The organism is Pseudomonas taiwanensis DSM 21245 (assembly GCF_000425785.1).
Lineage (GTDB): Bacteria > Pseudomonadota > Gammaproteobacteria > Pseudomonadales > Pseudomonadaceae > Aquipseudomonas > Aquipseudomonas taiwanensis.
The window spans coordinates 17,282-43,756 of the sequence record NZ_AUEC01000015.1 but is presented as its reverse complement, the minus strand read 5'-3'; the positions used below and the strand labels follow the sequence as shown (position 1 = coordinate 43,756).

Genomic DNA, 26,475 nt, shown 5'->3' with positions numbered 1-26,475 from the left:
CGCCGAACGGCGGGGTTTTTGTTTTGGTTGCTTGATCCAGCTCATGGTATCCAGGGGTAGCGCTCGCCGGATCGCGGCGCTTGTGGTCTTCTTGCGCGGCATGTCAGAAAAGGAGGATTGTTTTTCCATGCGCATCAGGGAAGAGACTTATTGGCAGTGGGCTGACGCCCAGCTGCACAGCCGCTGTCATGACGAGGCGCTGAGCGATGGCACCACGCTCGATGTTCAGGTACGTCTGTCGCGCCTGGGTGCGACGCAGCTGTTCCTTGGCTTGTATGCCCAGGACGGCAAGGCGCTGCTTGAGGAGTATTACCCAGCGCGGCCTGGCGAGACCATGACCCGCGCACTGGTGTGGGGTGTGGACCGCGCGCGAGCACTGGCCACAGGTGCACTGCCACTGCCAACCACCGTGCTACGCCGTCAAGCTTGAGCGTGCCGGGCTTCAGACGCCTGGACGATGCGTTGCGCAGGGACGTGCAACTGACGTAGCAGGTAGTCGGAGAACGCCGGGTCCCACCGTTGCAGGGCAATGGCATCGCGCATGCAAGTCAGCCAGACGCTGGCGTGCTGTGCGTCGATCGGCCACTGCGCATGGAACGATGGGATGGCGATCGAGCCGTAGCGTTCACTGTACAGGCGTGGGCCACCCAACCAACCACTGAGAAAACAGGCCAGTTTGTCCCGTGAGCCGCTCAGGTCGTCCGGGTGCATCTGGCGTACGCTGGCGGCTGCCGGTGTTTCATCCATCAGGCGGTAGAAGTCATCGACCAGGCGGCGCAGGCCATCGATACCGCCTGCGGCCTGGTAAGAGGCATCGCCGGTGCCGAATGCGGGAGTGTTCATCAAGGGCTCCAAGGTCCAGGGGCCGACAGTTTAACAGGCATGAAAAAGCCCGGCCGTTGCGGGCCGGGCTGATGAGGAGGCGTGCTCAATCAGTTGATCGAATCGATCACCTTGATCGCCTGCCGCTCGCGGGCGGCGGGCCATTCCTCCTGCAGGGTCTGCAGGACGCGGCCTACGAACTCGGTGTCGGCGGCGGCCTTCTTGCCGACGTAGCCCTGGCCACGGCGGTAGACCTTGAAGCGTGCGCGCATGCTGGGCAGGTGCGCTTCGAATTCATCTTCGACGGTGTTTGGCGGCAGACGGTCGAGGCGTACCTCACCGGTCTGGCTGACCCACAGCAGGTGATCGTCGAGGCTGTCCTTGCGTGCGGCGAACAGCTTGGACAGTTGGTCGATCGTGGGATTGTTGTTCAAGTTCATCATAAAGCCCCCATTACCTATTGATTGTGATTTTCACAGTTGGCGCCACCACGGTGTAGCGCACTACCACGGCTGCTACAGCAGCATCGCAACAGGGGCTTTCTCACGCTGCCTTTTGGACAGTTCCCTCTCCACGAACGGCCTGCGTTACCGCGCAGGCCGTCTGGAATACCCTTGCCACCGCTCCCGATCAGGGAGACGGCCTCATCATGCCCAAGGCGGATGAACGGCGTCAACCGTTTTGTAGTGAATATTTTTTCTCACTACATCTTGTCGGACAATCCACCTGTCGGGGCCTTTTCAAGGGTGTCGCCGGTCAATGCGACAGGCCGGACAGAATCTGCCATGCAGCCCGAACCCGCGCCTCGTTGGGGTAGTTGCGGTTGGCTAGCAGCACCACGGCCTGGCCTTCGGAGGGAATGAATACGGCGTAGGCACCAAAGCCATTGGTGGAGCCGGTCTTGTTGTACCAGGCGTTGCGCAAGGCGGGACTGGCAGGCTTCAGGCGTTGGGTGCTCTGAGGTTCGCGGATCAGCCTGGGGCTGTTGCCATCGACGAGGGTCTGCAGGTCGACAGGGTAGGGGTAGCGCTCCCAGCCCAGGCCCTGAGTCATTGTGCCGACCTGGAAGTAACCTGCCTGGGTGATCGCGGTGGCCTCCTGCAGGGGTTGAGGCAAGGCGGAGGGTTGCATGTGCAGGCGTACGTAACGCAGCAGGTCGGTGGCGCTGGTCTTGATGCCGTACGCCGGGTCGGCATATGGGCCGGGGTTGACCCGAACGGGTTGGTCCTGGGCGTCATAACCCTGGGCGTAGAGGCTACGCGCTTCGGGAGGGACGTTCAGATAGGTGTGCTCCAGACCCATTCGCGGCAATAGCCCCTGGGTCATCAACGGGTCGAAAGGCCGATGCTGGGCGCGTGCTGCAAGATCGCCAAACAGCCCAATGCTGGGGTTCGAGTAGCAGCGCTGAGTGCCGCGCTCACTGTGCGGTTTCCACTGGCGGAAGAACGTCAGCACCTGCCGTGGCGTCTGCACATCGTCGGGGAACTGCAAGGGCAGGCAGTCGGCGCTGTAGGCACCAAGCTCCAGCACGCTGACATCACCCAGATACGTGCCGGCCAGTGCGGGCTGGTAGCGGCGGGCAGGCGCATCGAGGTCCAGCTTGCCTTCGGCACTGGCCAGGGCCGCGAGGGTGGCCGTGTAGGTCTTGCTCAGCGAACCGACCTCGAACAGGGTATCGGCGCTGACCGGTGTGCCCGCTGCCTTGTCGGCCACGCCAAAGCTGAAGTAATGCGCCTGGCCCTTGTGGTAGACCCCCACTGCCATGCCGGCGATCCCGTACGCCTGCATCAGCGGGCGGATGGTCTGGGTCACCCGTGCTTGCAGGGTGTCATCGGCGTGGGCCGAGGCATGGACCCAGGCGAGGGAAGTAGCGGTAGCCAGCGTGGCAAGAAGAAAGCGTGACATGGGGGCGGGTCCTGTGCGACGGAGTGTCCGTTCAGCGATACCGGCGGGGGTTCCGGCGTTAGCGGGAAAAAGGCCCAGACCTTATCGTCTGCCCCAGCACAATGACAAGACGGAATCTGTGATGAAGTATTTGCGCATGTTATTCGACAATTTCACCCTGGCGCTGCTCAGTGTGGTGTTCATTGCCACCGTGCTGCCCTGCTCGGGTGATGGGGCGTTGTACTTTGGCTGGTTGACCAACCTGGCCATCGGCTTGCTGTTCTTCCTGCATGGCGCCAAATTGTCGCGTGAGGCCATCATTGCCGGTGCCGGCCACTGGCGTCTGCACCTGTTGGTATTCTCCTGCACCTTCGTGCTGTTTCCTTTGCTGGGGATGGCCTTCAAGCCGTTGTTCGTGCCGCTGGTGGGCAACGAGTTGTACCTGGGCGTGCTGTATTTGTGCGCGTTGCCGGCCACGGTGCAGTCGGCCATCGCCTTCACCTCGCTGGCCCGCGGTAACGTGCCAGCAGCCATCTGCAGCGCGGCGGCTTCCAGTCTGCTGGGTATTTTTCTCACGCCGTTGCTGGTGATGATGTTGCTGGGTGCCAGTGGCGATACCGGTTCGGGCCTGGACGCGGTGCTGAAGATCACTCTTCAGTTGCTGGTGCCGTTCCTGGCCGGCCAGGTTGCCCGCCGCTGGATCGGCAACTGGGTCAAGCGCAATGCACGCTGGCTCAAGCTGGTCGACCAAGGTTCGATTCTACTGGTGGTCTACACCGCATTCAGCGAGGCCGTGGTCACGGGTTTGTGGCACACCGTTTCCTCGCAGCACCTGGCAGGGTTGTTCGCGGTGTGCGCCATCCTGCTGGCCGTGGTGCTCCTGGGCACCCATATGCTGGGCAAGGTGCTGGGGTTCAACCTCGAGGATCGCATCACCATTCTGTTCGCAGGTTCGAAGAAGAGCCTGGCCACCGGTGTGCCCATGGCGCAGGTGCTGTTCGTAGGCAGCGGTATCGGGGCGATGATTTTACCGTTGATGTTATTCCACCAAATCCAACTGATGGTCTGCGCGGTACTGGCGCAGCGCTACGCCAGTCGCGATGAAGCGGGTGAGGTTGTCACCAACGGCTAGCGCGCCTGACCCGAGCCTCGCTGGCGCAGGGTCTTATTCACCTGAGCCTCGATCTTGTAAGCCGGCGCTTCCAGCTCCTCGTAATTTCGGGTGTAGCGCCGCGCGAACTCTTCCACGCCCAATTGCTGATACTGCTGAACGTGCTTGAGTTCATGCGCCCACAGCGCCACGTTGTCCTCGGCATCGGTCGCGTGGCGGAATATGATGGTGTCGATGAGCGTGACCGCATTCACGTCAGGGTTCTGCAGCAGGGCATTGGCGGCGCTCACCTGTTGCTCGTCGCCGACCCGGTAACGTGCGGCGTCGAGCACGGCGAAATCGTACCAGGGTTCCAGTTGTACCCGGATATGCAGCGGAATGGGCTGTGTGCCGCTGGCCGTGGCTTCGTCGCGGGCCTGCTGCAGGGCGAACACCAGGCTGCTGGAGGCGACGACCTCGACGTCCTTGAGAATCTGCCCGGCCTGGCCGGGGTCGATCGGCGCGCAGAAGCATCCCATCAGGCACACCTGGTATTGCCCAGGAGGGCACGCTTGTTCGGCGAATGCGGGGGCAGACAGCACAAGGCCAAGCAAAAGACTAGAGAGCTTCATTCAAGGCCTTGTCGACGAAGGTACGGTTGGCATCCAGCACCTGGGTTTGCACGTGTTCGCTGACCATCATGCGCCCGACCACCAGGGCGCCCACGCACTGGCTGATCAGCACCCAGGCCAGTTGCGGGTCTTGCAGCGTTTCGCTCCACGCATCATGCAGGGCTACCAGCCAATGCTCGGCTTCCTCGCGCACCTGTGGCTCGGCCCGAGCGATTTCAACACCTAGTGGGGGCAACGGGCAACCACCCTCGGGATTGTGCAGGTGAGCCAGGCTCAGGTATTGCTCAAGACAGCGTGCCAGGCGTGCCTTGCTGGTGCCTCGATTGGCCAGGCGGGCCAGTGGGCTGTTGCACAACTCCTGGCGGACCACTTCGGTGAACAAATCGTCCTTGGATGGAAAGTGGTTGTAGAAGGCGCCGCCGGTCAGGCCAATGGCCTTCATCAGCCCGGCCACGCCGGTGCTGGAGAAGCCGCCACGCTTGGCCAGCGCGCCGCTGCTGGCCAGCAGTCTTTCTCGCGTTTGTTGCTTGTGTTCGGTGGAATAGCGCATCCGAAACCCCTCGCGCCCTGACTTGACGATGGGGGCGATCATAACATAGCGTTCGTTTACTAAGTGATCGTTCACTAATGGAGGCGGGTCGTGACAGAGCAACAAAAAGTAGTGCTGGTGATCGGTGCCGGCGATGCCACCGGAGGGGAAATTGCCAAGCGTTTCGCCCGCGAGGGGTACACCGCCTGCGTCACACGACGCCAGGCCGAGAAGCTGCAACCCCTGGTGGACGAGATCCGCGCTACGGGCGGCCAGGCCCATGGTTTTGGCTCCGATGCCCGCAAGGAAGAAGAGGTGACGCAGCTGATCGAGACCATCGAGCGCGACATTGGCCCGATCGAGGCGTTTGTCTTCAATATCGGCGCCAATGTGCCGTGCAGCATTCTCGAGGAAACGCCCCGCAAGTATTTCAAGATCTGGGAAATGGCCTGCTTCGCCGGCTTCCTGACCGCACAGGCGGTTGCCCGGCGGATGGTGGTGCGCGAGCGCGGCACGATCCTCTTCACCGGTGCCACGGCTGGCACCCGAGGCGCTGCCGGGTTCGCCGCCTTCGCCGGGGCCAAGCATGCCTTGCGCGCGTTGGCCCAGAGCATGGCCCGTGAACTGGGCCCGCGAAACATTCACGTCGCCCATGTGGTGGTCGATGGGGCCATCGACACCGCCTTCATTCGCGACAGCTTCCCCGAGCGCTACGCCCTCAAGGACCAGAACGGTATCCTCGACCCGGCACATATCGCCGACAGCTACTGGTTCCTGCATGTCCAGCCACGGGACGCCTGGACCTTCGAGCTGGATCTGCGGCCATGGATGGAGCGCTGGTGACCCCTATGTCGAACAAGGAGCTTTCAATGGGCAAGACTGTCGAGTTTTTCTTCGATCTGGGCAGCCCGGCCAGCTATCTGGCCTGGACCCAAGTGGCGGGTATCTGCGACCGCCACGGCGCCGAGCTTCGCTACCGACCCTTGTTGCTGGGCGGTGTGTTCCAGGCGACCGGTAATGCTTCACCCGCCATGATCCCGGCCAAGGGGCGCTACATGTTCACCGACCTGGGGCGCTTCGCTGCGCGCTATGGCGTGCCGTTCGCCATGCCCCCGGGCTTTCCGATCAACACCCTGAGCCTGATGCGCGGCTTGACCGGCACGCAATTGCTGGCACCCGAGCGCTTCGAAACGTTGCTCGACGTGCTGTTCACCGGCCTGTGGGCGAAGCAGTTGAACCTGGGGGATGCTGCAGTGCTGGACGTTACCTTGCGCCAGGCAGGCTTCGACCCTGCCGCGTTCCAGGCCTTGGCCGCCGAGCCACAGGTCAAGGCGACGCTCAAGCAGGTGACCGAAGAAGCAGTGGCGCGTGGGGTGTTCGGTGCACCGACGTTCTTTGTCGATGGGCAGATGTTCTTCGGGCAGGATCGCCTGGACTTCGTCGAAGGTGCGTTGCGTTAGCGAGCCAGCAGTTTCTCGAGCTGGGTACGCTCCCAGAGACTGAGCAGGTCGGTGGGGTTGCTGCCGTAGCGTTGCCAGTCTTCCAGATCGGCCTGCAGGCCCTCGGGGGACTGGCAGCGCACGCAATGGGCCAGGCCTTCGGCATCCACGGCCAGGGTCAGCTGCCAGCCGTCGATGTCCACTTCGACCAGCCCATGCCCATCACGGGCGCGAACCTGCAGCGAGTGAACGCCGAGGGCCGTCTCGCGCAGGCACTGGTAAACGGCCCGGGAGTGCAAGCGCTGGCCGGGTTCAGGCACGGTCAGAAGTTGGCCGGCGTGTTGGCGCTGATGATTTCGGCCTCGTCCGGACCGATGTTCTTGAAACTGTGCGGCAGGGTAGTGGGGATGTAGTAGCCATCGCCGGAGTTGAGCACGCTGACCTGGCCATCGACCCACAATTCGACCGTGCCCCGGGTGACCAGCCCGCATTCTTCGCCCTCGGCATGCACGATCGGCTCGCCGGAGTCGGCGCCTGGTGCATACAGCTCGCGCAGCATACGCATCTGGCGGGCTTCGACGCTCGCACCGACCAGCAGCATGCGCAGGCCGTTGCGGCCCAGGTCAGGCTGCTCGTTGGCGCGGAACACGAAGCGCTCTTCCCGCACCGGCTCGTCGAAGCTGAAGAACTCCGCCAAGGTCATCGGGATCCCCTCGAGCAGTTTTTTCAGGGAACTGACCGAAGGGCTGACGCGGTTTTGCTCGATCTGCGAAATCGTCGAGTTGGTCAGGCCGCTGCGACGGGCCAGCTCCCGTTGGGAGAGGTTGTTGCGTTCACGCACCAGTTTGAGTCGTGTCCCCGTGTCCATAGCCGCCTTGTAATCAGAGGTGTAAAAAATAATGGGCGACGCATTAAAGCACACTCTGAAGCCTTGCGCGCAGTGCTTGTCAGGTGCGTTGGTCGCGGGGCATTGGCCACAGCCCGACCAGCAGCAACAACAGGGCAACCGCAAGGAATGGCAGGCGTGGATCCAGCGCGTAGACCAAGGTGCCAGCCAGTGGCCCTATCACCGCGCCCATCCCCTGCGCCGCGCCGACGGAGCCGGCCGTGGCGCCTTGTTCCGACGCGTGCATGGCATTGGCGGCCAGCGCGGAAAAGGACGGGAACACAAAGCCCATGCCCGCGGCGGCGACGAAGTAGCAACCCCAGAGCCAGGGCGCGCTCGTGGCCAGAGCGCCGCCGGCAAAGCCCAGCGCCGAGACGCTGGCGCCAACCCGTATCATCTTCAGCGGTGGCCATTCCAGCTGGCGCAGGGCGATCTGCGACAGGATCAGTGCCACCCCGACCGTAGTCAAGGCGATGCCGGCTGCCTGGGCTGCCTCGGTCGGCGGCAGGTGCAAACGGTCGAGGGCGAAGAAACCGACGATGATCTGCGAAACGGTGACGCTGAGCATGGCGCTGAAGGCCACCAGCAGGGGGCGGCGCAGGCGCGGGTCGGTCAGGCGCACCGGGCTCGGCGCATGGCTGTGGGCCAACGGTTGCGGCTTTAGCTTGAACAGCAACACGATGAACGCGGTGGCCGGTAGCAAGGACATGATGTGAAACGGCAGGCTCAGACTGTGGCGTGCCAACAGCGCGGCAATCGCCGGGCCCAGTACCAGCCCCACAGCATTGGCTGCGCCCAGGGAGGCCATGGCTCGGGCCCGACGTTGCGGTTCGACATGGTCGGCGATCAGCGCATTGCCGGCCACCGGCAGGGCCGCGTAGAACGCGCCGATCAGCCCGCGAGCCAGCATCAGACCGACGAACGCCAAGGTGGCGTCTGGCAGCCAGCGCAAGGCGCCTTCGACGAACAGGCACAATGACCAGTAGGCCAGGGTAAAGCCCGCACTGCCTAGCAGCAGGATGCGTCGGCGTCCGAGGCGGTCGGCCGCGCGCCCCCAGGGGCGTGCCAGCAGCACCCAGACCACGCCGGCCACGGTCACGGCTGCCCCGGCCTGCCAGGTCGCCATCCCCAGCAGCCGGGCAATTGGCCCGATCAAGGCCACGAAGGCCATCATCGACATGGTGCAGGCCATGTTGGCCAGCAGCAGGGGGCGCAGGTCGAGGGTGCGTGTGACACCCAGGGTGGCAGGATCCTTTGCAGCAGTCATCGGGCAGTCCAGGCAGTTTCAGCGTTAAAGGGCGATCTTATTAAGAGCACTCATCGGTTGTCGAACCGGCCTGGACCGCACGCTGTCATTCGCCGCGGCGCAGGGGGCCTGGCCACATGCTACGCAACACGCCGTCCCGGCGCACCAGTGCGTGCATCAACGCTGCACCCAGGTGCAGCAGGACAGTGGCGAACAACAGGTACCCGGCCCAGCCATGGGCTTGGCGCAGTACGGCGTACAGTTGCAGGTCGTGTGGGGCGATGGCCGGTAGCTGCAGCGGTCGAGGGTAACCGCCCGCCGACAGCATTGCCCAGCCCAGCAGCGGCATGGCCAGCATCAGGGCATAGAGCAGCAGGTGCGAGGCGCCGGCAGCGAACCGTTGCACAGTCGGCAAGTCGTCGGGCAGGGGCGGATGAGGTCGGGTCAGGCGCACGCCGATACGCAGCAGCACCAGTACCAGCAGCGCCAGGCCGGTGGCCTTGTGCAGCTCGACCAGCATCGGGTGGCGGGTTGACAGGTCGGCGACCATGCTCACGCCGATGAACAGCATGGCCAGGATCAACACTGCCATCAGCCAGTGCAGCGAGCGGGCCAGGGGGTGGAAAGCTTCAGGTTTCATGGGCGGGCTCCGGTGCTGAGCGATTCGCGGCTGCGGCGATTGAAAGACTCCGAATAGGCCGCCGAGCGGGCGGCGAGGATCGGGTCGGCGGAAGGTTCGATGCCACGGGGGAGAATCAGCGGGTCGAAGTTCAGGTCGCGGCAGGCACCTTGTTCAGGGGCGTCCACTCGTTCGATCACCAAGGTGCCAGCGTCCACTCGGCGCCGTTGCGCAGGCCAGGGCTGGGCCGGGTCGTCCACGGCGTCGCCGGCCTCGGCCAGCACCAGGCGCAAGGTCCAGCGCAACGGGCCCTGGGCCAGGCGTTGTTGCAGGTCATGTTGCAGGAATTGTTTGTCATCGACCTTGCCTGGGAGCGCGGCGAAGTGGGTCTGTGGCTCCAATTGCCAGCGCACCGGGTGAGCCTTGCCATCGCCGTCGATCAGGCGAAAGGCATTGATGCTGTGGTATTGGGTGCTGGCGAAGCTGTCGCTCGGGGTATAGCTGGCGGCCCATTGGCGGAACGCCGCGCTTTCCGGATGGGCGGCGAAGAATGCTTGTAGCCTTGCCGGGTCAGGCTTGCCGGTGGCAGGGTCAGGCGCGCTGGCCAGCACCTGTTCATAGAACGCCTGCGGCGTGCTCACCGCCAGCACGGGAGGGTTGTTCATACCGGTACGCCAGAGCTGGCCGTCATCGGTACTCAGTTGCAGCGCCAGACTGCGCACGGGCACCGCGGTGTCCGGTGCGAACGGATTGGCCCCCCCAATGGCGAACCGGCCGATGACCGGTACCCGCGCCTGGCTGAACACCCGCGCCGTCGACAGCGTCGCCGCCTGGCCGCTGGCCTGGAAGTAACCGCTGACACACAGGCCTTTCGCATGGTTCTTGCGGTAGCCGGGGTAATGGCCAGCCTGGGCCTCGAAGGTATCTATGATGCGCTGCGGGGTCACTGTTGGGCCGCCGATCCAGCCAGCGGCATAGGCGAAACCCGCGCCCATGGCCAGCATGATGGCGCCTATGGCGGCCAGCCGCAGGTGCTTGGCGGGGCCGTGCAAGGGTGAGTTCATGGTCATCGTCCGGTGCAGTTGAGGTGCCGGTACGACGGGGCAGGAAGGCGGTTATTCCCTGCGAGGGAATAAATTTTGTGGCCGGGCGTCTGCCCTCTACACTGACCATCCCAGGGGCCGGATGACTTCCATGCATGATTTGGACGAACACCAATGGCGCGAGCTGCTGCAGCGTCTGCGCCGCTTTGCCATCTGGCTGACGCGCGAGTCTGGCAGCGCCGACGACCTGGTCCAGGCGACCGTCGAGCGTGCCCTCAGCCGCAGCAGTCAGCAGCGTGACGCCGACAGCCTGCGCGCCTGGCTGTTCACCATCCTTTATCGGCAGTTTCTCGATGGCAAGCGCCGTGACCGCCTGCATGCGCGTTGGCTGTCCTGGTTTGGGCGCGCCGAGGCGCAGGAAGAGCCGGTTGGCGGCGATATCGAACGCATCGTCCTGGCCCAGGCGGACTTGCAGGCCTTCGCGCGATTGTCGGACGAGCAGCGCGCCCTGTTGTTGCTGGTCAGCGTCGAGGGCCTGAGCTACAAGGAGGCCGCCCACGCCCTAGGGATTCCCATCGGTACCGTGATGTCGCGCCTGTCGCGCGCCCGTGCCGCGTTGCGTGAACTGACCGAGGGCAACCCGCAGCCCCCGGCCTTGCGGAGACTGAAATGACGCGCCTTATTCCCAGTGAACATGAGCTGCATGCCTACGTCGATGACCGTCTGGAGCCCTCACGGCGAGCCGAAGTGCAAGCCTGGTTGGCGGCCAACCCGTTGGAAGCGCAAAGGGTCGAGGCCTGGCGAAGCGATGCCCGGCGTTTGCGGGCGGCATTGGCAGGTTTCGGCGAGCAGCCAGGCTCGTCACAGTTGGATGTGGGCAGGCTGCAGCAACGCTTGCGTCATCGCAGGCAGCGCCGCTGGGCGTCGGCTGCGGTGTTGCTGCTGGCCGTGGGAGTGGGTGGATTGGTTGGCTGGCAGGCACGGGACGCCACGTTGGCGGACGCTGGCCTGCCCATGGCCGATGCCGTGCAGGCCCATCGCCTGTTCGCTGCCAGCGAAGCGCTGGATATCCAGGCCAGCGACCCGGCACAGTTGCGCGACTGGCTGGAGCGGCATTTCAGTCGGGTAGGGCAGTTGCCAGACCTCGCGGGATACGGCTTCAAGCCGGTGGGGGCACGACTGCTCAGCAACGAGCAGGGGCCGGCGGCTTTGCTGGTATTCCAGGACCGTGAAGGGCAACGCATCAGTCTGTTTCTGCGCTCGCCGGGCGAACGCTTCGCGCGCATGCCGCAGGGGCAGCGCACGGATGGGCGGTTGGAGGCACGCTACTGGTCCCATGGGGCGTACAACTTCGCACTGGTCAGTGCGGCGGACGATGTGCGCGGCGCCGGTGTTGGCGAGGCGCTGCGCTTGGGCCTGTAGTCGGTCCGATCGCGGACAAGCCGGCTCTACGGAGCGTACGACGACTTCGTAGAGGCTGGCTTGCCGGCGATTCGTTTCAGCTCAATTCCAGCCAGATCGGCGCATGGTCCGAGGGCTTTTCCATGCCACGCAGCTCGTAATCCACCCCTGCGGCCTTCAGGCGCGGCACCAGGGCTTGCGAGGCCATGATCAGGTCGATGCGCAGTCCGCGCTTGGGCTCGTCCTCGAAGCCGCGGCTGCGGTAGTCGAACCAGCTGAAGCGGTCGTTCACTTCCGGATACAAGTGACGGAAGCTGTCCACCAGGCCCCAGCCCTTCAGGCGCTCCATCCATTCCCGCTCTTCAGGCAGGAAGCTGCATTTGCCGGTCTTCAGCCAGCGCTTGGCGTTGTCCGGGCCGATCCCGATATCGCAGTCCTGGGGCGAGATGTTCATGTCGCCCATCACCAGCACCGGCTCGTGATTGTGGAACTGCCCTTCGAGCAGGGCCTGCAAGTCGCTGTAGAAGCGCTGTTTGGCCGGGAACTTGGTGGGGTGGTCGCGGCTTTCGCCTTGGGGGAAGTAGCCGTTCATGATAGTGATCGGGGTGCCGTTGGCATCGGCGAAGGAGCCCCAGATGAAACGGCGCTGGGCATCTTCTTCGTCGGTGGCAAAGCCTTTGAACAGGCTAAGAGGCGCCTGGCGCGATAGCAGGGCGACGCCGTAGTGGCCTTTCTGGCCATGGAAGTGCACGTGGTAGCCCAGTGCCTGGACCTCGGCCAGAGGGAACTGATCGTCGCTGACCTTGGTTTCCTGCAGGCCGATCACGTCCGGCTGGTGCTTTTCGATCAGCGCCGCCAGCTGATGCGGGCGGGCACGCAGGCCGTTGATGTTGAAACAGACGATCTTCATCGAAAGACAATCCTGGTAAAAGGCCGGATGCTAGCCGACATCGGCCGTCTCCACCAGCGTGGCAGCCTTGGGGTGGCGCTGCTAACGTGCTGGAGGGGGTGAACGATGTGCGTCCAGGCACCTCCAAGGCACTGAATGACCTTTCCAGGAGGACCGCCCGCGATGCCCGAAACCACTGAAGCCAAGGCCCGTGTCTGTATGCTCGATGAGGGCTATAGCCGTGAGGTGCGCTCGCTGCTGTACCACGCCTATCGCCACGAACCGACGTTCGGCTATGTGTTCGAGGGCCAGCGGCCTGGCTACGAAAGGCGCCTGCGGGTGATGGTGCGTGAGTGGGTGCGCCAGCACTTCTATTTGCAATTGCCCGCCATTGGCCTTTTGCTGGATGACCGCCTGATCGCCTTGGCACTGATCGTGCCGCCGCAACGACGGTTGGGGGTGGCCGACAGCTGGGCCTGGCGCCTGCGCATGATGTTGGGCACTGGCTTGCGCTGCACGCGCCGCTACATGGAATACCAGGCCGCATTGGCCAGTTGCCTGCCGGGCGCCAGGGTGCATGTGCTGCCTTTGCTGGGGGTCCATCCGCAATTTCAGGGCCGGCACTACGGTGAACAATTGCTCCAGGCCGTGCACGACTGGTGCGCGGAAGACCCAAACACCCAAGGGGTGGTGCTGGATACGGGCAATGAGCATTATCTGGCGTTCTACCAACGCCAGGGGTACGAAGAGATCGGCGAGGTAGCTGTAGGACCAATCCGGGAAAGGGTGTTCTTTCATCCCAATCCTGTGTCATCAAGAATGACGGAGGCCTGAACGCCTCCCATGAGGGCCCGGCTCTGGTAGCATGCGCCGCATGACGTATTCAGGAAGATTCACCTGGGGCCTTATTTTCTGGGCCGCCAGTTTCGCAGCATGGGGCCAGAGCGAGTTGCTGGTGAAGGTCAAGCCGGCCAATAAAGCGCTCAAGGCCAATGTCGAAGGCTATATCGGTAATCTGGGTGACCGCGACGAGGAAGCGCTGCTGCGCTTCAGTCGCGGGGCGCAGGAGCAGGCGCGCAAGGCTGCGCAGGCACTGGGCTACTATCAGGCGCAGATCGACACTGAGGTCAAGCCCGCAGCCAAGGCCGACGAACACCCGCAATTGATCATCCGCATTGAACCCGGCGAACCGGTGCGCCTGCGCAACGTGACGGTGCGCATCGAAGGGCCAGCCAGTGAGATGAAGGCGTTTCGCATACCGGATGGTCGTGCGCTGCGTCCGGGCGAGCCGCTTAACCACGGCCACTACGAGGATGCCAAGCGGCTGATCCAGAACCAGGCCTCGCGCTATGGATTCTTCAGCGGTCGGTTCACTCGCCAGCGTCTGGCAGTGGACCCCCAGGCCGGGGTGGCCGACATCGAGCTGGTGTACCAGAGCGGCCCACGCTACCGCCTGGGCGCGGTCACGTTCGGTGGCGACACGCCACTGGATGAAGAACTGCTGCAACGCATGGTTTCGTTCAAGCCTGGCACCCCCTACGATTCGGAACTGGTGGCCGAGCTCAACAACGACTTGCAGTCCAGCGGCTACTTCGAAGGCGTGCGGGTCGACGCGGCGCCCACTGCCGCCGTGGGCGAAGACATCCCGGTGGACGTCCATCTGCAAACCCGCAAACCGCGCACCATGGGCCTGGGCCTGGGTTTCTCGACCGACGTTGGTCCGCGTGGCAAGGCCAACTGGACCCGCCACTGGGTCAACCCACAAGGGCACAGCTACGGCTGGGAAACCGAACTATCGGCCCCGCGGCAGAACGTCGGCCTTTGGTACGACATTCCCCTGGACCCTCCGCTGACCGACAAACTGCGGTTCGCCGGTGGCTATCAGAACGAAGAGCTCGCCGGAACCGACACCCTCAGCAAGCTGTTGACCGTCGGCCCGGAATGGCACAGCAAGCTGCCCAGTGGTTGGCAGCGGGTCATCTCGCTCAAGTACCAGCGCGAGGAGTACCGCCTGGGCGACGACTCGGGCCTTAGCAACCTGCTGATGCCAGGCGTGAGTTTTTCGTATCTGCGCAGCGACAACCGCATCGACCCGCACAGCGGCTACCGCCTGCAGTTCGATGTTCAGGCGGCCAAGGAGGGGCTGGTTTCGGACACCAACCTGCTGCATGGCAATGTCCTGTTGAAAGGCCTGACGACGCTTGGCCACAACCACCGTTTCCTGGGCCGTGTGCAGTTCGGCGGCAGTGCCACCAATGGTTACAAGAACAACATTCCGCCGTCACTCCGTTTCTTCGCCGGTGGCGACCAGAGCGTGCGCGGCTACGACTACCAGAGCTTGTCGCCGAAGAACAGCGACGGCGACCGGATCGGGGGGCGCTACCTAGTGGCCGCCAGCGCCGAGTACCAGTATTCGTTGGCCGAGAAGTGGCGCGTTGCGACCTTCGTCGACCAAGGCAACGCGTTCAATACGCTTGAACTGCCCAGCCTCAAGACCGGGGTCGGCATCGGTGTGCGTTGGGTATCGCCGGTCGGGCCGCTGCGTCTGGACCTGGCCAGGGCGCTCGATGACGATGGCGGTTTCCGCCTGCACTTTTCCATGGGGCCTGAGCTGTGATGCGTGTGTTGAGAACCCTTGGGCTGAGCCTGCTGGCCATCGTGCTGTTAGTGGCCTTGGCGCTCGGCGCGATACTGGCTAGCGAAGCTGTCGGGCGCTGGCTGCTGGGTCAGGTGCCTGGGCTCGAAGTCACTGAATTCCAGGGGCGCCTGGGTGGCAGTTGGCAGGCCCGTCAGATTGTCTGGGCAGATGGCGGTAACCGTGTCGAGCTCCAGGAGCCGGTGCTGTCCTGGTCGCCCGCTTGCCTGTTGCGTGCCACCTTGTGCATCGACCGGCTCAAGGCCCAGCGGGTCGACATGGCCTTTGCGCCCAGCGACGCGCCTGCTGACACCAGCCCTGTGCAGCTGCCGGTGTTGCGCCTGCCGATCGGGATCGAAGTGGGTACGGTCGAGGTCGGGCAGTTGCGACTCGACGGCAATGATCTGTTGGGCGACCTGCAACTGGCGGCGCACTGGACGACCACTGGGCTTCGCATCGACCGCCTGCAAGTGCATCGGGACGATCTGCACCTGGCGTTGCAGGGTAATCTCTTGCCCGAAGGCGATTGGCCGCTGCAACTCGATGGCCAGCTACAGCTGCCAGCCGTGGAAGGTCAGGCCTGGCAACTGGCCGTGACCGCCAAGGGGGATTTGCAGCGAACCCTCGAACTGGATGCGAGCAGCACCGGTTATCTCAATGCCCGGTTGACCGGTGAGCTGCAGGCCCTTGCCGAGCACCTGCCGGCCAAGCTGCACGTCCGTTCCGAAGCGTTCAAGCCCGCAGCTGCGCTTCCGGACACCGTGCAACTCAACCAGCTCAAGCTGGACGCCGAGGGTGACTTGCTAAAGGGTTATCAGCTGACTGGCTCGGCCAGTTTGCCTGCCGAACAAGCCCCCGTGTCGCTGGTGCTGGCGGGGCGTGTGGATGCCAAGGGGGCAAGACTCGATGCCTTGGACCTGAGCGCCAGTGAAACCCAGCGGTTGAAGCTAAGTGCCACCGCCGATTGGCAGAACGCCCTGCAGGCCGATGCCCAATTGGATTGGCTGGACTTCCCCTGGCTGCGCCTGTACCCCTTGGAAACCCCGCCTGAAGTCAGCCTCAAGCGCCTCGATGCCCAGGTGCATTACCGCGATGGCAGTTACCAAGGTACGTTCAAGGGTGAACTCGACGGCCCGGCAGGTGCCTTCACGTTGGCCAGCCCGTTCGAAGGCGACCTGGGCCAGGTTCGGTTGCCGCAACTGGCGCTGGTGGCAGGCCAGGGCAAGGCGAGCGGCAATGTTGCCGTGCGTTTCGCCGACACACTGGCGTGGGATGTCGACCTGCAGCTGTCGGCGCTCGATCCCGCTTACTGGCTCGCCGAGCTACCCGGTACCCTGGCGGGGCCGTTGCGAAGCAAGGGTGAGTTCAAAGGCGAGCAACTCACCCTCGATGCCCAGTTGGATCTAAAGGGGCGCCTGCGTGGTCAGCCGGCGGTGCTCAAGGTAGAGGCCCAGGGCGCTGCCCAGAGCTGGACATTGGGCGCCTTGGCCGTGCAGCTGGGGGACAACCGCATCACCGGCAGCGGCAGTATGCAGCAGCGCCTGGCCGGGCGGGTGGACCTTGACCTGCCGCGCCTGGGCCAGCTTTGGCCAAGGCTGCAAGGGCAGGCCAAAGGCCGGCTGGACATCAGCGGAACACTCAAGGCGCCCCAAGGCACGCTGGACCTGCAGGGTCAGCAACTGGTCCAGGCCGAGAACCGGATCCAGCGCCTGGACCTGGATGCTCGTCTGGATAACGCCCAGCGCGGCCTGATCGAGCTCAAGGCCAGCGGTATTCGTCTGGGCGAAACATCCCTCGGCACGCTCCAGGCCAATGGCAAGGGCGACATCCGGCAGCAGGCACTGACCCTGGCTTTGGATGGCCCGCAGCTGAAACTCGACTTGGGTCTGGATGGCCAGTTGAACAAGGGCGACTGGCGCGGCCGACTGGCCAGCGGACGGATCCAGGCCGGTGGTCAGGATTGGCAACTGCAAGGGCCGGCACGTTTGCAGCGTCTGGCCAGCGGCCAACTGGACTTTGGCGCCCATTGCTGGCGTTCCGGCCAGGCCAGCCTGTGCGGTGACGACCAGCGCCTGGCACCTGAGCCGCGCCTGCGTTACCACCTCAAGCAGTTCCCGCTGGAGAGCCTGGCCCAGTGGTTGCCCAAGGACTTTGCCTGGCAGGGGCTGCTCAATGCCGACGTCAATCTGGATGTTCCCGCCAGCGGCCCCAAGGGCAAGATCGTTATCGACGCCAGTGGCGGCACCCTGCGTGTACGCGACAACGGCCGTTGGATCGACTTCCCGTACCAGGCCCTGCGGCTGGACAGCACCCTGGCGCCGCGACGGGTCGACACCCGCCTGGATTTTCGTGGCGAGCGGCTGGGCGAGCTCAACGTCACCACGCGCCTCGATCCGTTGGGCAAGGACAAACCGCTGTCGGGTGACTTCCGCCTGGCGGGCCTGGACCTCTCGGTCGCCCGACCGTTCGTGCCCATGGTCGAGCGGCTGGCCGGGCAGTTGAACGGCAGTGGCCGGCTCTCCGGCACCCTGTTGGCACCGCAGGTCAATGGCGACGTGGTGCTCAGCGGGGGCGAGGTGAGCGGAGCCGAGCTGCCGGTGAGTTTGCAGGGCTTGTCGTTGCAAGCGCAGATCGCCGGTGAACGGGTGCAACTCAATGGCGACTGGCGCAGCGGGGCGGCGGGTCGCGGGCAACTTTCCGGGCACCTGACCTGGGGCCAGGCCCTGGGCATGGACGTGCGCCTACAGGGTCAGCAATTGCCTGTCACGGTCGAGCCGTATGCAGAACTGGAAGTCGCGCCAGACCTCAGTCTGCGCCTGGTCGACGACAAACTGTCGGTCACTGGCAAAGTGTTGGTGCCCAAGGGCAACATCACCGTGCGCGAGCTGCCACCGTCGACGGTGAAGGTGTCGGACGACACCGTCATCGTCGGCCACCAGACCGAAGAGGGCAAGGCGCCCATGGCCGTGGCCATGGACATCGACGTAGAAGTGGGACGCGACAAGCTCTCGTTCAGCGGCTTCGGCCTCTCCGCCAACCTGTTGGGGCATGTACACATCGGCGATAACCTGGACACCCGTGGCGAACTGAGCCTGGCCGATGGCCGTTACCGTGCCTATGGCCAGCGCCTGACCATTCGTCGTGCGCGCTTGCTGTTCGCAGGGCCCATCGACCAGCCGTACCTGGACATCGAGGCGATCCGCAAAGTCGACGATGTGATTGCCGGTATCCGCCTCAGTGGCAGCGCCGAGCAACCGACCACCCAGGTGTTCTCGGAACCGGCGATGAGCCAGGAACAAGCGTTGTCCTATCTGGTGCTGGGCCGCCCGTTGGGCGCCTCGGGCGAGGACAGTAACATGTTGGCCGAGGCTGCCCTGGGCCTTGGGCTGGCAGGCAGCGCCGGGATCACCGGCAGCCTGGCATCGAGCCTTGGCATTGACGATTTCCAACTCGATACCGAGGGGTCGGGCAACGCCACCAGCGTCGTGGCCAGTGGTAACCTGACCGAGCGACTGAGCCTGCGTTATGGGGTAGGGGTGTTCGAGCCAGCCAACACCATCGCGTTGCGCTACAAGCTGAGCAAGAAGGTCTATCTCGAAGCGGCCAGCGGGCTGGCAAGCTCGCTGGACATCTTCTACAAGCGGGACTTTTAAGTGCAGCAAAGCCCGCGCACGCGGGCTTTGTTCTTAAATGGCCTGGACGGCGGCTGTTCGGGATTCGCTTTTTAGAATCAGCTCCAGCAGCAGCGCCAGGACCAGTGCAGCAGCCGCGACGCTGAACAGCACGCCGTAGTGGCCATCGCTGCTCGCGAACAGGGCTGAATATCCGTATCCGGCGATTGCCTGGAAACTCGCGAACGAAACCGTGGCGCGGCTCCAGGTCGCATTCTGCCGTGTATGCCCCTCGACCAGGCTGTGCACCCTGGCAAGTGCCAGCGGGACAATGCCAGGCGGGAAAGAGCCGATCAGCAATGCTGCCGCGCCAAGCAGTCGCAGGTCATGGCTTTCAATCAATGCACCCATTGCGACCAACTGTGCGAAGAGCACGATCCGAATGCCCGCCCGTGCGCCCAAGTGGTCGGCCAGCAGCCCATACAGTACGGGGCCCGCGATAGCGCCCAGACCATACAGTCCCCATATCAGCGCACCGGCATGAGTGCCGGCACCAAGGCCGCGGCTGATGTAGTCCACCAGGAACATCATGGGCGCGACCAACGCGGTGGCCATCAGCGCGTACTGGCCGAACAAGACCAGCACTGCCGCCGACGTTGCAGGCTTTGCCGGCGTCGGTGTCGGCGGATGATGCGGAGGGTCTGCTGGCCATCCCGCCCAGCTGCTGATCGTCAGCAGCAGCGACAACGCCGCAAGACCGAGCCAGGTTTGTTGCAGGCCTTTGTCCAGCAACCAGGGTACCAGGCTGGCGGCACCTGCGATTCCCAGTCCGATTCCAAGGAAGATCGCACCACTTGCCAGCCCCCTGCGGTGGGTGGCGACATGGGGGAGGATGGCCGTTGCGGCCAGCACCATGATCGCGCCCCCGGCGACGCCCGATAGCAGCCGCCAGAAGAAGAACCAGCTCACCGACAGGGGCCAGGCACAGCCTAGAAATGCTAGGCTGACCAGGACCATCATGAACCGGAGCACGCTTGCACTTGACCATCTGGTCGCGATCGGTCGGCTGATCAAGGCACCGATGAGGTAGCCTGCGAGGTTCGCAGCGCCCAGGAAAACGACTGCAGAGCTGGCAAACCAATGGGCCTCGATGAGGGCCGGGATGAGTGGGGTATAGGCGAAACGCGCCAGGCCGATACCGACGAGGCTGGCACAAAGACCCGCCCAAATCGGTAGCCATGGGGCACGCGGTGTTGATGCAGTCATGACTTCCCCTTGCGCCGCTGGCGGCGTGAAAGTGACACGGCGTGATGAATTTGACTGGCGCGTTGCATCAGCCAGCAACGCCCGTTACGGGTGAGTCGGATAGTCGATGTAGCCCCGTTCGTTGCCGCCGAAGAAGGTCGCGGGGTCGGGGGTATTGAGCGGCAGGCCCTCGCGGATTCGGCGTGGTAAGTCCGGGTTGGCCAGAAACGGCCTGCCGAAAGCTACCACGTCCGCACGGCCATCACGGATCGCTTTCTCGGCAGAAGCAGCGTCGTATCCGCCCGCGATTACCAGTACGCCTTTCCAGGTATCCCGCAGCGTGAGGATGATCTCGTCCCAGCGGGGGTCGAAGTTCTCGTCCTTGACGGTGCCGACGACCGCAGGCTCGACCAGATGCAGGTAGGCCAGCCCATACCGGTTCAGCGACTCCACGATGTAGGTGAACGTTTCCAGAGGAGTGTCGTCTCCCATCCCCATGAACCGTCCCATGGGGGTCAGGCGCACACCGACGCGATCTGCACCGATTTCCTGCGCCACTGCCTGGACGACGGCCAACAGCAGGCGCGCCCGGTTGCGATAGGAGCCGCCATACGGATCGGTGCGTTCGTTACTGTTGCTGTTGATGAACTGGTCGAGCAGATAGCCATTGCCCGCGTGAATCTCGACACCATCCATCCCGGCCTCGATGGCGTTCAGCGCCGCATGGCGGTAGTCGTCGATGATGCCGGCGATTTCCTCGGTATCCAGCGCGCGCGGCACCGGCACATCACCCCAGACCCCATTGCCCTGTTCGTCGACGATGAAGGTCTTGCCGGGCGCTGCGATGGCGCTCGGAGCAACCGGTAGCCCGTTGCCGGGCTGGAAGCTTGGGTGCGAAACACGTCCCACGTGCCACAGTTGCATAAAGATGCGGCCATCGCGTTCATGCACCTGATCGCTCACCTGTTTCCAGGCTTCGATCTGTTCACGGGTGTAGATACCCGGGGTCCAGGCGTAGCCTTGGCCCTGCTGGGAGATCTGCGTGGCTTCGGTGATGATCAGCGCTGCACTGGCACGCTGGCCGTAATACTCCGCTGCCATGGGCGTTGGCACATCGCCTGGTTGGCCTGCGCGCGATCGGGTCAGGGGTGCCATGGCGATACGGTGAGGAAGTTCCACAGCGCCCACGCGAATAGGATTGAACAGATTACTGGTCATCACTCAGTTCCTTTCAAGTCAGTGTTTATACGGGGTCGAAGGTGCAGCGATGTTGCTGTCGTTTGATGACGTCAGGTTAAGACCCGGGTCCGCATTTGATAATCACCACAACCAGAGCAAGTGCGTTGCGCCACTCGCAAAGCTTGCGACGGAAGCAGCTTCAAAGAGCCGCTCGGGCTTTGCCCCGGTAAACACGCAGCACATCGGCCATTACCGACAAAGCGATTTCGGCTGGCGTTCTGGAGCCGATGTCCAACCCGATGGGCATATGTAGACGGTCCACTTGCGCGGGCGACAGTCCGCCGATTCGCTGCAACCGCTGCGCGCGTTTTTCCGAAGTCCGGCGCGAGCCCATCGCACCGATGTAGAAGGCAGGCGTGTGTACCGCCTCCATCAAGGCCAAGTCATCGATCTTGGGGTCGTGGGTCAATGCCACCACTGCGGTTGCCGCGTGACAACCGCCGTTGGCGATGTACATCGAGGGCAACATGGAAATCAGCTTCACACCCTCGATCGGCATCGCCGCGGCTTCTTCGCGCGGATCGCAGGCGATCACCTCGAAGCCCAGTGCGCGGGCGAACTGCCCGCATGCCTGGGCGACCGGCGACAGACCGGCGAGCAACAAGCGAAGCGCAGGCCCGAGGTTGATCTCCAGGCGGCTGCCAAGACGCACCACCGGATCTGCACCCGCGACAGGGCTTTTCACGCTGAAGAGGCCGCTTTCCAGGTCGAGCGTGCGCGTCAGTCGATGCTGCCCGCGCAGAGCCTCGAGCAATTGCCTGAGGTGGTCACGCCATTGCGCACACGGGTGCCTGTGCTCGACCAGCACGTCCAGGCTGCCACCACACGGCAACTGCAGGCGACTTCGCTCTTGGGCCGTACCGCCGTAACGGATGACCTGCGCCGGTGCGGCATGCTCGCCACGGCCGAGTGCTTCAAGAAATTCCTCTTCGACGCAGCCGCCCGACAATGAGCCGCTGTGTGCTCCGGATCGCAGGGCCACCAGCATGGCGCCAGGCGACCGCGGGGCCGAGCCGAAGGTGCTGAGCACAGTGCAAAGCCACACACTTTTCCCCTCGTCAGCCCAGGCCAGGGCCTGTTCGAGAACCGTCACATCAAGATGTTGCATCTACCGTAACCTCTGTAAACGCTGGCGCGAGTGCCACCGGCTACCCTTGCTGACCGGAACGGGTGAGCGGCAGGGCGAGCCGTCGGTGTCCTGTGGCATCTGCCAGCGCATTGCCCAGCGCGGCAGCCATCGGACCCTGCACGATTTCAGCGGCCCCGAGGAAGGGCTGGCCAGGTTGGTCGATCATGTGCACTTGCACGTGCTTGGGAAGCTGCGGGAAGCGCAGGATCGGATAGCCGCTCCAGTCGTAGCTGCGCACACCACCGGCGTCATAACTGACTGCCTCATACAGCGTCCAGCTGCTGGACTGAACGATGCCGCCTTCCACCTGGTTGCGCAGCCCATCGGGGTTCACGATCTGTCCTACATCGACGGCCGTGACCACCCGCTGGATCTCGATCTCGCCGGTTTGCGGATGTACCTGGATTTCCACCGCCACTGCGCAGTAGCCCATGATGTTCTTGTAGCGCGCGAAGCCCATGCCAATGCCCGAGCCTGGGGTGGGCGATCGCCGTGGCCAGCCGAATTCACTGCGGGCCCGCTCGATGACAGCCCGGGCCCTGGGGTCGGTGAGGTGGCTCAGGCGGAACTCCACGGGATCCACCCCTGCCTGGCCAGCCAGTTCGTCCAGGCAAGCCTCGATGGCGAAGACGTTGATGTGCGCCCCAAGCGAGCGCATCGCCGAGGTGCGAAATGGCATTTGCGTGATGAAATTCATATCGATAGTGCTCGCGCCCGTTTGGTACAACGGGATTGCGTTGCGGTCACCATCGCCTTCGGGCTGCGCGATCGGAATGGAGGGCGCCGAGGTGAACGGCCGAGCGAGCAGGCGCGCGGGCACGAGGCGGCCGGCATTGGTGATGCGTTCGTTATGCGGCGTGGTCCAGAGCTCGTATTTCCAATGGTTGATTCGGCCGTTGCGGTCCAGATCCGCCTCCAGTTCGGTGAGCATGGCCGAGCTGTAGGGCTCCCACAGGTTCTCCTGTTCACGCATCCACTGCACACGCACCGGGACGCCCGGCACCTGTAGGGCGATCAGCGCAGCGTCGGCTGCCGCGTCATCGGCGCCATTGTGCCCGTAGCATCCGGAGCCTTCGACATGGATGCAACGCACGGCGCTTAGCGGCAGGCCGACCATCTCGGCGATGCCGGCGCGCAGTGGGAATACACCTTGGGTGTGGCTCCAGACCGTCAGCGTACCGTCCTTGAACCAGGCCACCGAACAGGAGGGGCCGATCGAACCGTGCATCAAGTATTGCTTGGTGACGCGCGCCCGATACGTCTTGCCACTGGAAGGCGCCGCTGAGCCTTCATGCTTGATTGGGTAGCGCCTGGATTGCAGCCTGGGCAGCAGCTGGTGAATGACGGCTTGGTCCGCAATCACCTCTGCGCCGCTCCAGGTCGCTGATTCGTAGCCTGCGCGCATGGCGGTGACGGCCTGCCATTCATCCTTGGCCACCACGGCGAGGTAGTTGCCATCCTTGACCACCTTGACGATGCCTGGAAGGCTTTCAATAGCTTGCATATCGAAACCGGTGAGCGTGCTGCGAGGCCTTGGTGGCCGGATGACCCGCGCGTGGACCATGCCCGGTAGCCGCATGTCCTGGACGAACGCCGCGGCGCCGGTGACTTTTGCAGGGATGTCGAGGCGTGGAATGGCGTGGCCGATGAGCTTGAACTGCTCCGGTGCGCTTTGCGGTGACTCGGCCTTGGCGTGTCGATGCAAGTCCACACCGGCCACGGCCTCGGCATAACTCATGCGCAGGCCGGACGGGGCGATGATCATCGCGTCAGCGGTCTTCAGCGATGCGGCATCGACGCCCCAGCGTCTGGCGGCCGACTCCAGGAGCATCTGGCGAACCTGAGCAGCGGCGTTGAACAACGCCGTGCCACTGTCGAAGATCGTGTGGCTGCCGGCCGTGTAGCCTTCGTTGGGCGTCAGGGCCGTGTCGGCCGTGAGAAAGGTGATCGCTGTTGGTGCGACATCCAGACGCTCTGCCGCAATCTGCACAAGGGCGGTCTTGACGCCGGTCCCTAGCTCCACCTTGCCGGTATACACGGTGATCCCCTCTGCACCAACCCTGATCCAGGCGTCCAGGTAAGGGTTGGTGCGCAAGCTGCCGGGCAGATCCGGGGCGAGCACGAGCGTACCCAGGGTATCCACCTCAGTATCGGCCAGCGCCTTGCGCGCGGCTGGCATCAACGTGAAGGCCATCAGCAGGCTGCTGCCCTGAAGGAATGCGCGGCGACTGAATTCAGTTCTGGACGACATGGATTCCACCGTTTTCAACGACGCGGGTGATCGCTTCAATGATCCGAAGGTGCGTGCCGCAGCGACACAGGTTCGTCGCCATGTGGGCACGAAGGGTGTCCTCGTCGGGGCGAGGGTTTTTCTCCAGCAGGGCCTGCGCGCGCATGATCATCCCAGCGATGCAGTAACCGCACTGGGCCGCCTGGGTATCGATGAAGGCTTGCTGCAGGGGGCCTGGCCGCTCTGTCGTGCCCAGGCTTTCGAGCGTGCGGATCTTGCGGCCTTCCATGCCTGAACATGGCGTCACGCACGAGAACACCGGCCTGTCGTCGACGATGACCGTGCAGGCGCCACACTGGCCCAGCCCGCAGCCGTACTTGGCGCCGTTGAGTTGCAGGTGGTTACGCAAGGCGTAGAGCAATGGCATGTCCGGATCGATGTCCAGGCTGTGCACCTTGCCGTTGACGGTGAGATTGACGTTGCTCATTTGGCCTCCTCGCGCAGCGCTTCGATAGTCGAGTCCACTCCGCTCCACGGCTGCTCCGGGTTCGCCTGCTGCCTGACGTACGAGGCCAGGGCGGCGAGCTGTCGGTCGTTCAGGCTGGCAGCGAAGGGGGGCATGGCTGGGCCGGCCTCGCCGGGTGTGGGAGGAATGCCCTCAAGTACCGTCTTGATGAAATTGCGTGGCTCATGGGCCTGAGCCGCGGATGTGGCCGCCAGTGAAGGCCGGCCGTCGATGGTGCGCATCGGCGCCGCAGCACCGTGGCAGCCCGCGCAAGCGCCCTGGAAAAGATCGCGACCAAGGCTGGTTGACTCAGCCGTTACCACCGTGTCCGAATGGTCGTCGGTCGGTTTACGACGCGGCGCCGGCAAGCTCAGCAGGTAGTGGGCAATGGCTTGGACGTCGGCCTGCGGCAGTCGCGCCAGTTCCTGGCTGACCGGGCGCATCGGCCCGGCTGGGGTGCCATGGTCGTCAACCACCTTGGCCTGCAGATAGCCCACCAACTGTGCCTGCGTCCAAGGCTTTTCGCGACGGGCAAGGCCGAGCAGGGAGGGCGCTTCCCAACCATCGACCAGCCCACCGGAAAGCGCCTGGCTGTCTTTCTCGGCACCGAGAAAGTTCAAAGGCGTGTGGCAACCGCCACAGTGGCCTGCGCCTTCGACCAGATAGCGGCCACGATTCCACTGTGGCGATTGCTGCGCTGTCGGCTCGAAGGGCTGTGTATGCAAGAACAGAAGGTTCCAGCCCGCGACCAGCGGGCGAATGTTCATTGGAAACTTCATGCGGTTGGGGGAGGCGGGCTCATACACTGGCGGCCCGCTCATCAGATAGGCGTAGGCGTCCGCCAGGTCGTGATCGCTGAGCAGGCGATAGTGCTTGTATGGGAAGGCTGGATAAAGGAAATGCCCATCGCGGGAAACCCCGTCGCGCATGGCGCGTTCGAACGCTGCGAGCGGCCACTGGCCAATGCCCGTTTCGGCGTCAGGCGTGATGTTGGTGCTGTAGAGTGTGCCAAACGGCGTTACCAGTGGCAGGCCACCTGCCAGGTATTTACCACCGGGACGTGTATGGCAAACCGCGCAGTCTCCGGCTGTAACGACCTTGGCGCCGCGAGCGATCTGCGCGGCATCGAAGGCTGCTGGCCGCTCGATCGGCTCGATAGCAGGTCGCCACATCAACCCGAACGCTGCCGCCAACCCTGCTACTGCAAGGGCAACGGCCACGGATGCCCAACGCTTGTTACGCGACATCGAAGATCTCCTCATCTCCAACCTCGGCGTGTTCGGTACCGATTGGTTGAGGGCCTGAGCCTAAAGGAGCAGGTTTTCCAGGGGTATAGGTCCCTCGCGCAAGGAAGCTTTGCTGTTCACGCAACGCTGGCAGTTTTGCGCAACATGCACAGCT

26 protein-coding genes are annotated in these 26,475 nt (G+C 64.0%); 9 read left to right on the top strand and 17 right to left on the bottom strand.

Translation table 11 applies throughout. The annotated features are described in order from the left end of the window. The first annotated feature begins 127 nt into the window (after positions 1-127). A complete protein-coding gene (locus tag H620_RS0106730; RefSeq protein ID WP_023380069.1) occupies positions 128-430 on the top strand; it encodes a hypothetical protein in 303 nt (100 codons plus the stop codon). On the opposite strand, the gene H620_RS0106725 is transcribed toward H620_RS0106730, so the two are convergent. The 3 genes from H620_RS0106725 to ampC all read right to left on the bottom strand — a co-directional run bounded on the left by H620_RS0106725 (position 421) and on the right by ampC (position 2,727). Then, positions 421-843 (bottom strand): group II truncated hemoglobin, encoded by a 423-nt coding sequence (locus H620_RS0106725; protein WP_023380070.1) that lies wholly within the window; start codon positions 841-843, stop codon positions 421-423. The two genes, H620_RS0106730 and H620_RS0106725, sit on opposite strands and share 10 nt — an antisense overlap. Positions 844-932: 89 nt before the next feature. Next, a complete protein-coding gene (locus H620_RS0106720; protein ID WP_023380072.1) occupies positions 933-1,265 on the bottom strand; it encodes a hypothetical protein in 333 nt (110 codons plus the stop codon). Between the two features lie 313 nt (positions 1,266-1,578). Next, entirely contained in the window at positions 1,579-2,727 is a 1,149-nt protein-coding gene (gene ampC, locus H620_RS0106715) for a class C beta-lactamase (RefSeq protein WP_023380074.1), read from the bottom strand. Between the two features lie 121 nt (positions 2,728-2,848). On the opposite strand from ampC, the gene H620_RS0106710 reads away from it, so the two are divergent. Then, a complete protein-coding gene (locus tag H620_RS0106710; protein WP_023380077.1) occupies positions 2,849-3,838 on the top strand; it encodes a bile acid:sodium symporter family protein in 990 nt (329 codons plus the stop codon). On the opposite strand, the gene H620_RS0106705 is transcribed toward H620_RS0106710, so the two are convergent. After that, positions 3,835-4,428 (bottom strand): eCIS core domain-containing protein, encoded by a 594-nt coding sequence (locus H620_RS0106705; protein ID WP_027907012.1) that lies wholly within the window; start codon positions 4,426-4,428, stop codon positions 3,835-3,837. The genes H620_RS0106710 and H620_RS0106705 overlap by 4 nt on opposite strands. Then, positions 4,415-4,978, bottom strand: coding sequence for a TetR/AcrR family transcriptional regulator (locus H620_RS0106700; protein WP_023380080.1), 564 nt, complete (start codon positions 4,976-4,978; stop codon positions 4,415-4,417). The genes H620_RS0106705 and H620_RS0106700 overlap by 14 nt, the downstream gene beginning before the upstream one ends. Before the next feature lie 90 nt (positions 4,979-5,068). Here H620_RS0106700 and H620_RS0106695 point away from each other — a divergent pair, with 90 nt between their 5' ends. Both H620_RS0106695 and H620_RS0106690 read left to right on the top strand, forming a co-directional pair. After that, on the top strand, positions 5,069-5,800 hold the full coding sequence (locus H620_RS0106695; RefSeq protein ID WP_027907011.1) for an SDR family oxidoreductase: 732 nt from the start codon (positions 5,069-5,071) through the stop codon (positions 5,798-5,800). A gap of 26 nt (positions 5,801-5,826) precedes the next feature. Further along, a complete protein-coding gene (locus tag H620_RS0106690) occupies positions 5,827-6,417 on the top strand; it encodes a 2-hydroxychromene-2-carboxylate isomerase (protein WP_023380083.1) in 591 nt (196 codons plus the stop codon). Here the strand turns inward: H620_RS0106690 and H620_RS0106685 are convergent. From H620_RS0106685 to H620_RS0106665, 5 genes are all read right to left on the bottom strand, one after another. Next, positions 6,414-6,716, bottom strand: a complete 303-nt coding sequence (locus H620_RS0106685) for a DUF7693 family protein (RefSeq protein ID WP_244880949.1) — start codon at positions 6,714-6,716, stop codon at positions 6,414-6,416. The genes H620_RS0106690 and H620_RS0106685 overlap by 4 nt on opposite strands. A 2-nt stretch (positions 6,717-6,718) precedes the next feature. Beyond that, the gene (locus H620_RS0106680; RefSeq protein WP_023380085.1) at positions 6,719-7,264 is read right to left on the bottom strand and encodes a cupin domain-containing protein; all 546 of its coding nucleotides are present in this window, start codon (positions 7,262-7,264) and stop codon (positions 6,719-6,721) included. Positions 7,265-7,343: 79 nt separating this feature from the next. After that, positions 7,344-8,549, bottom strand: a complete 1,206-nt coding sequence (locus H620_RS0106675) for an MFS transporter (RefSeq protein ID WP_027907009.1) — start codon at positions 8,547-8,549, stop codon at positions 7,344-7,346. Positions 8,550-8,634: 85 nt separating this feature from the next. Then, entirely contained in the window at positions 8,635-9,168 is a 534-nt protein-coding gene (locus tag H620_RS0106670; protein WP_023380087.1) for a cytochrome b, read from the bottom strand. Continuing rightward, complete coding sequence (locus tag H620_RS0106665; RefSeq protein ID WP_027907008.1) at positions 9,165-10,217, bottom strand: catalase family peroxidase; 1,053 nt, start codon at positions 10,215-10,217, stop codon at positions 9,165-9,167. The genes H620_RS0106670 and H620_RS0106665 overlap by 4 nt, the downstream gene beginning before the upstream one ends. 124 nt (positions 10,218-10,341) lie before the next feature. Here H620_RS0106665 and H620_RS0106660 point away from each other — a divergent pair, with 124 nt between their 5' ends. Then, positions 10,342-10,863 (top strand): sigma-70 family RNA polymerase sigma factor, encoded by a 522-nt coding sequence (locus tag H620_RS0106660; protein ID WP_027907007.1) that lies wholly within the window; start codon positions 10,342-10,344, stop codon positions 10,861-10,863. Continuing rightward, complete coding sequence (locus H620_RS0106655) at positions 10,860-11,612, top strand: anti-sigma factor family protein (RefSeq protein WP_023380090.1); 753 nt, start codon at positions 10,860-10,862, stop codon at positions 11,610-11,612. Before H620_RS0106660 ends, H620_RS0106655 begins: the two co-directional genes overlap by 4 nt. A gap of 76 nt (positions 11,613-11,688) precedes the next feature. Here H620_RS0106655 and xthA read toward each other — a convergent pair whose 3' ends face one another. Further along, the gene (gene xthA / locus H620_RS0106650; RefSeq protein WP_023380092.1) at positions 11,689-12,501 is read right to left on the bottom strand and encodes an exodeoxyribonuclease III; all 813 of its coding nucleotides are present in this window, start codon (positions 12,499-12,501) and stop codon (positions 11,689-11,691) included. A gap of 162 nt (positions 12,502-12,663) precedes the next feature. Between xthA and H620_RS0106645 the strand changes: the two genes are divergently transcribed. From H620_RS0106645 to H620_RS0106635, 3 genes are read left to right on the top strand one after another with little or no spacing between them, the layout of a single operon-like run. Beyond that, positions 12,664-13,314 (top strand): GNAT family N-acetyltransferase, encoded by a 651-nt coding sequence (locus tag H620_RS0106645; protein ID WP_023380093.1) that lies wholly within the window; start codon positions 12,664-12,666, stop codon positions 13,312-13,314. Between the two features lie 40 nt (positions 13,315-13,354). Beyond that, the gene (locus tag H620_RS0106640) at positions 13,355-15,097 is read left to right on the top strand and encodes an autotransporter assembly complex protein TamA (protein WP_027907006.1); all 1,743 of its coding nucleotides are present in this window, start codon (positions 13,355-13,357) and stop codon (positions 15,095-15,097) included. Further along, a complete protein-coding gene (locus H620_RS0106635) occupies positions 15,094-18,768 on the top strand; it encodes a translocation/assembly module TamB domain-containing protein (RefSeq protein WP_027907005.1) in 3,675 nt (1,224 codons plus the stop codon). The genes H620_RS0106640 and H620_RS0106635 overlap by 4 nt, the downstream gene beginning before the upstream one ends. 33 nt (positions 18,769-18,801) lie before the next feature. Here H620_RS0106635 and H620_RS0106630 read toward each other — a convergent pair whose 3' ends face one another. From H620_RS0106630 to H620_RS0106605, 6 genes are all read right to left on the bottom strand, one after another. Continuing rightward, positions 18,802-19,992 (bottom strand): YbfB/YjiJ family MFS transporter, encoded by a 1,191-nt coding sequence (locus tag H620_RS0106630; protein ID WP_023380096.1) that lies wholly within the window; start codon positions 19,990-19,992, stop codon positions 18,802-18,804. Positions 19,993-20,076: 84 nt separating this feature from the next. After that, on the bottom strand, positions 20,077-21,189 hold the full coding sequence (locus H620_RS0106625) for an alkene reductase (RefSeq protein WP_027907004.1): 1,113 nt from the start codon (positions 21,187-21,189) through the stop codon (positions 20,077-20,079). A gap of 160 nt (positions 21,190-21,349) precedes the next feature. Continuing rightward, complete coding sequence (locus H620_RS0106620; protein WP_023380098.1) at positions 21,350-22,318, bottom strand: XdhC family protein; 969 nt, start codon at positions 22,316-22,318, stop codon at positions 21,350-21,352. A 40-nt stretch (positions 22,319-22,358) separates the two neighbouring features. Beyond that, positions 22,359-24,590 carry a xanthine dehydrogenase family protein molybdopterin-binding subunit gene (locus H620_RS0106615; RefSeq protein ID WP_027907003.1) on the bottom strand — a complete coding sequence of 744 codons (2,232 nt, stop codon included), beginning with the start codon at positions 24,588-24,590 and terminating at the stop codon, positions 22,359-22,361. Then, positions 24,574-25,056, bottom strand: a complete 483-nt coding sequence (locus tag H620_RS0106610; RefSeq protein ID WP_023380100.1) for a (2Fe-2S)-binding protein — start codon at positions 25,054-25,056, stop codon at positions 24,574-24,576. Before H620_RS0106610 ends, H620_RS0106615 begins: the two co-directional genes overlap by 17 nt. Continuing rightward, positions 25,053-26,321 (bottom strand): c-type cytochrome, encoded by a 1,269-nt coding sequence (locus H620_RS0106605; RefSeq protein WP_027907002.1) that lies wholly within the window; start codon positions 26,319-26,321, stop codon positions 25,053-25,055. Before H620_RS0106605 ends, H620_RS0106610 begins: the two co-directional genes overlap by 4 nt. Positions 26,322-26,475 lie beyond the last annotated feature (154 nt).

What these genes read in the sequence shown, in the direction of transcription:
- H620_RS0106730 (WP_023380069.1), top strand. Translation starts at nt 128, where the DNA reads ATGCGCATCAGGGAAGAGACTTATTGGCAGTGGGCTGACGCCCAGCTG.
- H620_RS0106725 (WP_023380070.1), bottom strand. Translation starts at nt 843, where the DNA reads ATGAACACTCCCGCATTCGGCACCGGCGATGCCTCTTACCAGGCCGCA.
- H620_RS0106720 (WP_023380072.1), bottom strand. Translation starts at nt 1,265, where the DNA reads ATGATGAACTTGAACAACAATCCCACGATCGACCAACTGTCCAAGCTG.
- ampC (WP_023380074.1), bottom strand. Translation starts at nt 2,727, where the DNA reads ATGTCACGCTTTCTTCTTGCCACGCTGGCTACCGCTACTTCCCTCGCC.
- H620_RS0106710 (WP_023380077.1), top strand. Translation starts at nt 2,849, where the DNA reads ATGAAGTATTTGCGCATGTTATTCGACAATTTCACCCTGGCGCTGCTC.
- H620_RS0106705 (WP_027907012.1), bottom strand. Translation starts at nt 4,428, where the DNA reads ATGAAGCTCTCTAGTCTTTTGCTTGGCCTTGTGCTGTCTGCCCCCGCA.
- H620_RS0106700 (WP_023380080.1), bottom strand. Translation starts at nt 4,978, where the DNA reads ATGCGCTATTCCACCGAACACAAGCAACAAACGCGAGAAAGACTGCTG.
- H620_RS0106690 (WP_023380083.1), top strand. Translation starts at nt 5,827, where the DNA reads ATGGGCAAGACTGTCGAGTTTTTCTTCGATCTGGGCAGCCCGGCCAGC.
- H620_RS0106680 (WP_023380085.1), bottom strand. Translation starts at nt 7,264, where the DNA reads ATGGACACGGGGACACGACTCAAACTGGTGCGTGAACGCAACAACCTC.
- H620_RS0106675 (WP_027907009.1), bottom strand. Translation starts at nt 8,549, where the DNA reads ATGACTGCTGCAAAGGATCCTGCCACCCTGGGTGTCACACGCACCCTC.
- H620_RS0106670 (WP_023380087.1), bottom strand. Translation starts at nt 9,168, where the DNA reads ATGAAACCTGAAGCTTTCCACCCCCTGGCCCGCTCGCTGCACTGGCTG.
- H620_RS0106665 (WP_027907008.1), bottom strand. Translation starts at nt 10,217, where the DNA reads ATGACCATGAACTCACCCTTGCACGGCCCCGCCAAGCACCTGCGGCTG.
- H620_RS0106660 (WP_027907007.1), top strand. Translation starts at nt 10,342, where the DNA reads ATGCATGATTTGGACGAACACCAATGGCGCGAGCTGCTGCAGCGTCTG.
- H620_RS0106655 (WP_023380090.1), top strand. Translation starts at nt 10,860, where the DNA reads ATGACGCGCCTTATTCCCAGTGAACATGAGCTGCATGCCTACGTCGAT.
- xthA (WP_023380092.1), bottom strand. Translation starts at nt 12,501, where the DNA reads ATGAAGATCGTCTGTTTCAACATCAACGGCCTGCGTGCCCGCCCGCAT.
- H620_RS0106645 (WP_023380093.1), top strand. Translation starts at nt 12,664, where the DNA reads ATGCCCGAAACCACTGAAGCCAAGGCCCGTGTCTGTATGCTCGATGAG.
- H620_RS0106640 (WP_027907006.1), top strand. Translation starts at nt 13,355, where the DNA reads ATGACGTATTCAGGAAGATTCACCTGGGGCCTTATTTTCTGGGCCGCC.
- H620_RS0106630 (WP_023380096.1), bottom strand. Translation starts at nt 19,992, where the DNA reads ATGACTGCATCAACACCGCGTGCCCCATGGCTACCGATTTGGGCGGGT.
- H620_RS0106625 (WP_027907004.1), bottom strand. Translation starts at nt 21,189, where the DNA reads ATGACCAGTAATCTGTTCAATCCTATTCGCGTGGGCGCTGTGGAACTT.
- H620_RS0106620 (WP_023380098.1), bottom strand. Translation starts at nt 22,318, where the DNA reads ATGCAACATCTTGATGTGACGGTTCTCGAACAGGCCCTGGCCTGGGCT.
- H620_RS0106615 (WP_027907003.1), bottom strand. Translation starts at nt 24,590, where the DNA reads ATGTCGTCCAGAACTGAATTCAGTCGCCGCGCATTCCTTCAGGGCAGC.
- H620_RS0106610 (WP_023380100.1), bottom strand. Translation starts at nt 25,056, where the DNA reads ATGAGCAACGTCAATCTCACCGTCAACGGCAAGGTGCACAGCCTGGAC.
- H620_RS0106605 (WP_027907002.1), bottom strand. Translation starts at nt 26,321, where the DNA reads ATGTCGCGTAACAAGCGTTGGGCATCCGTGGCCGTTGCCCTTGCAGTA.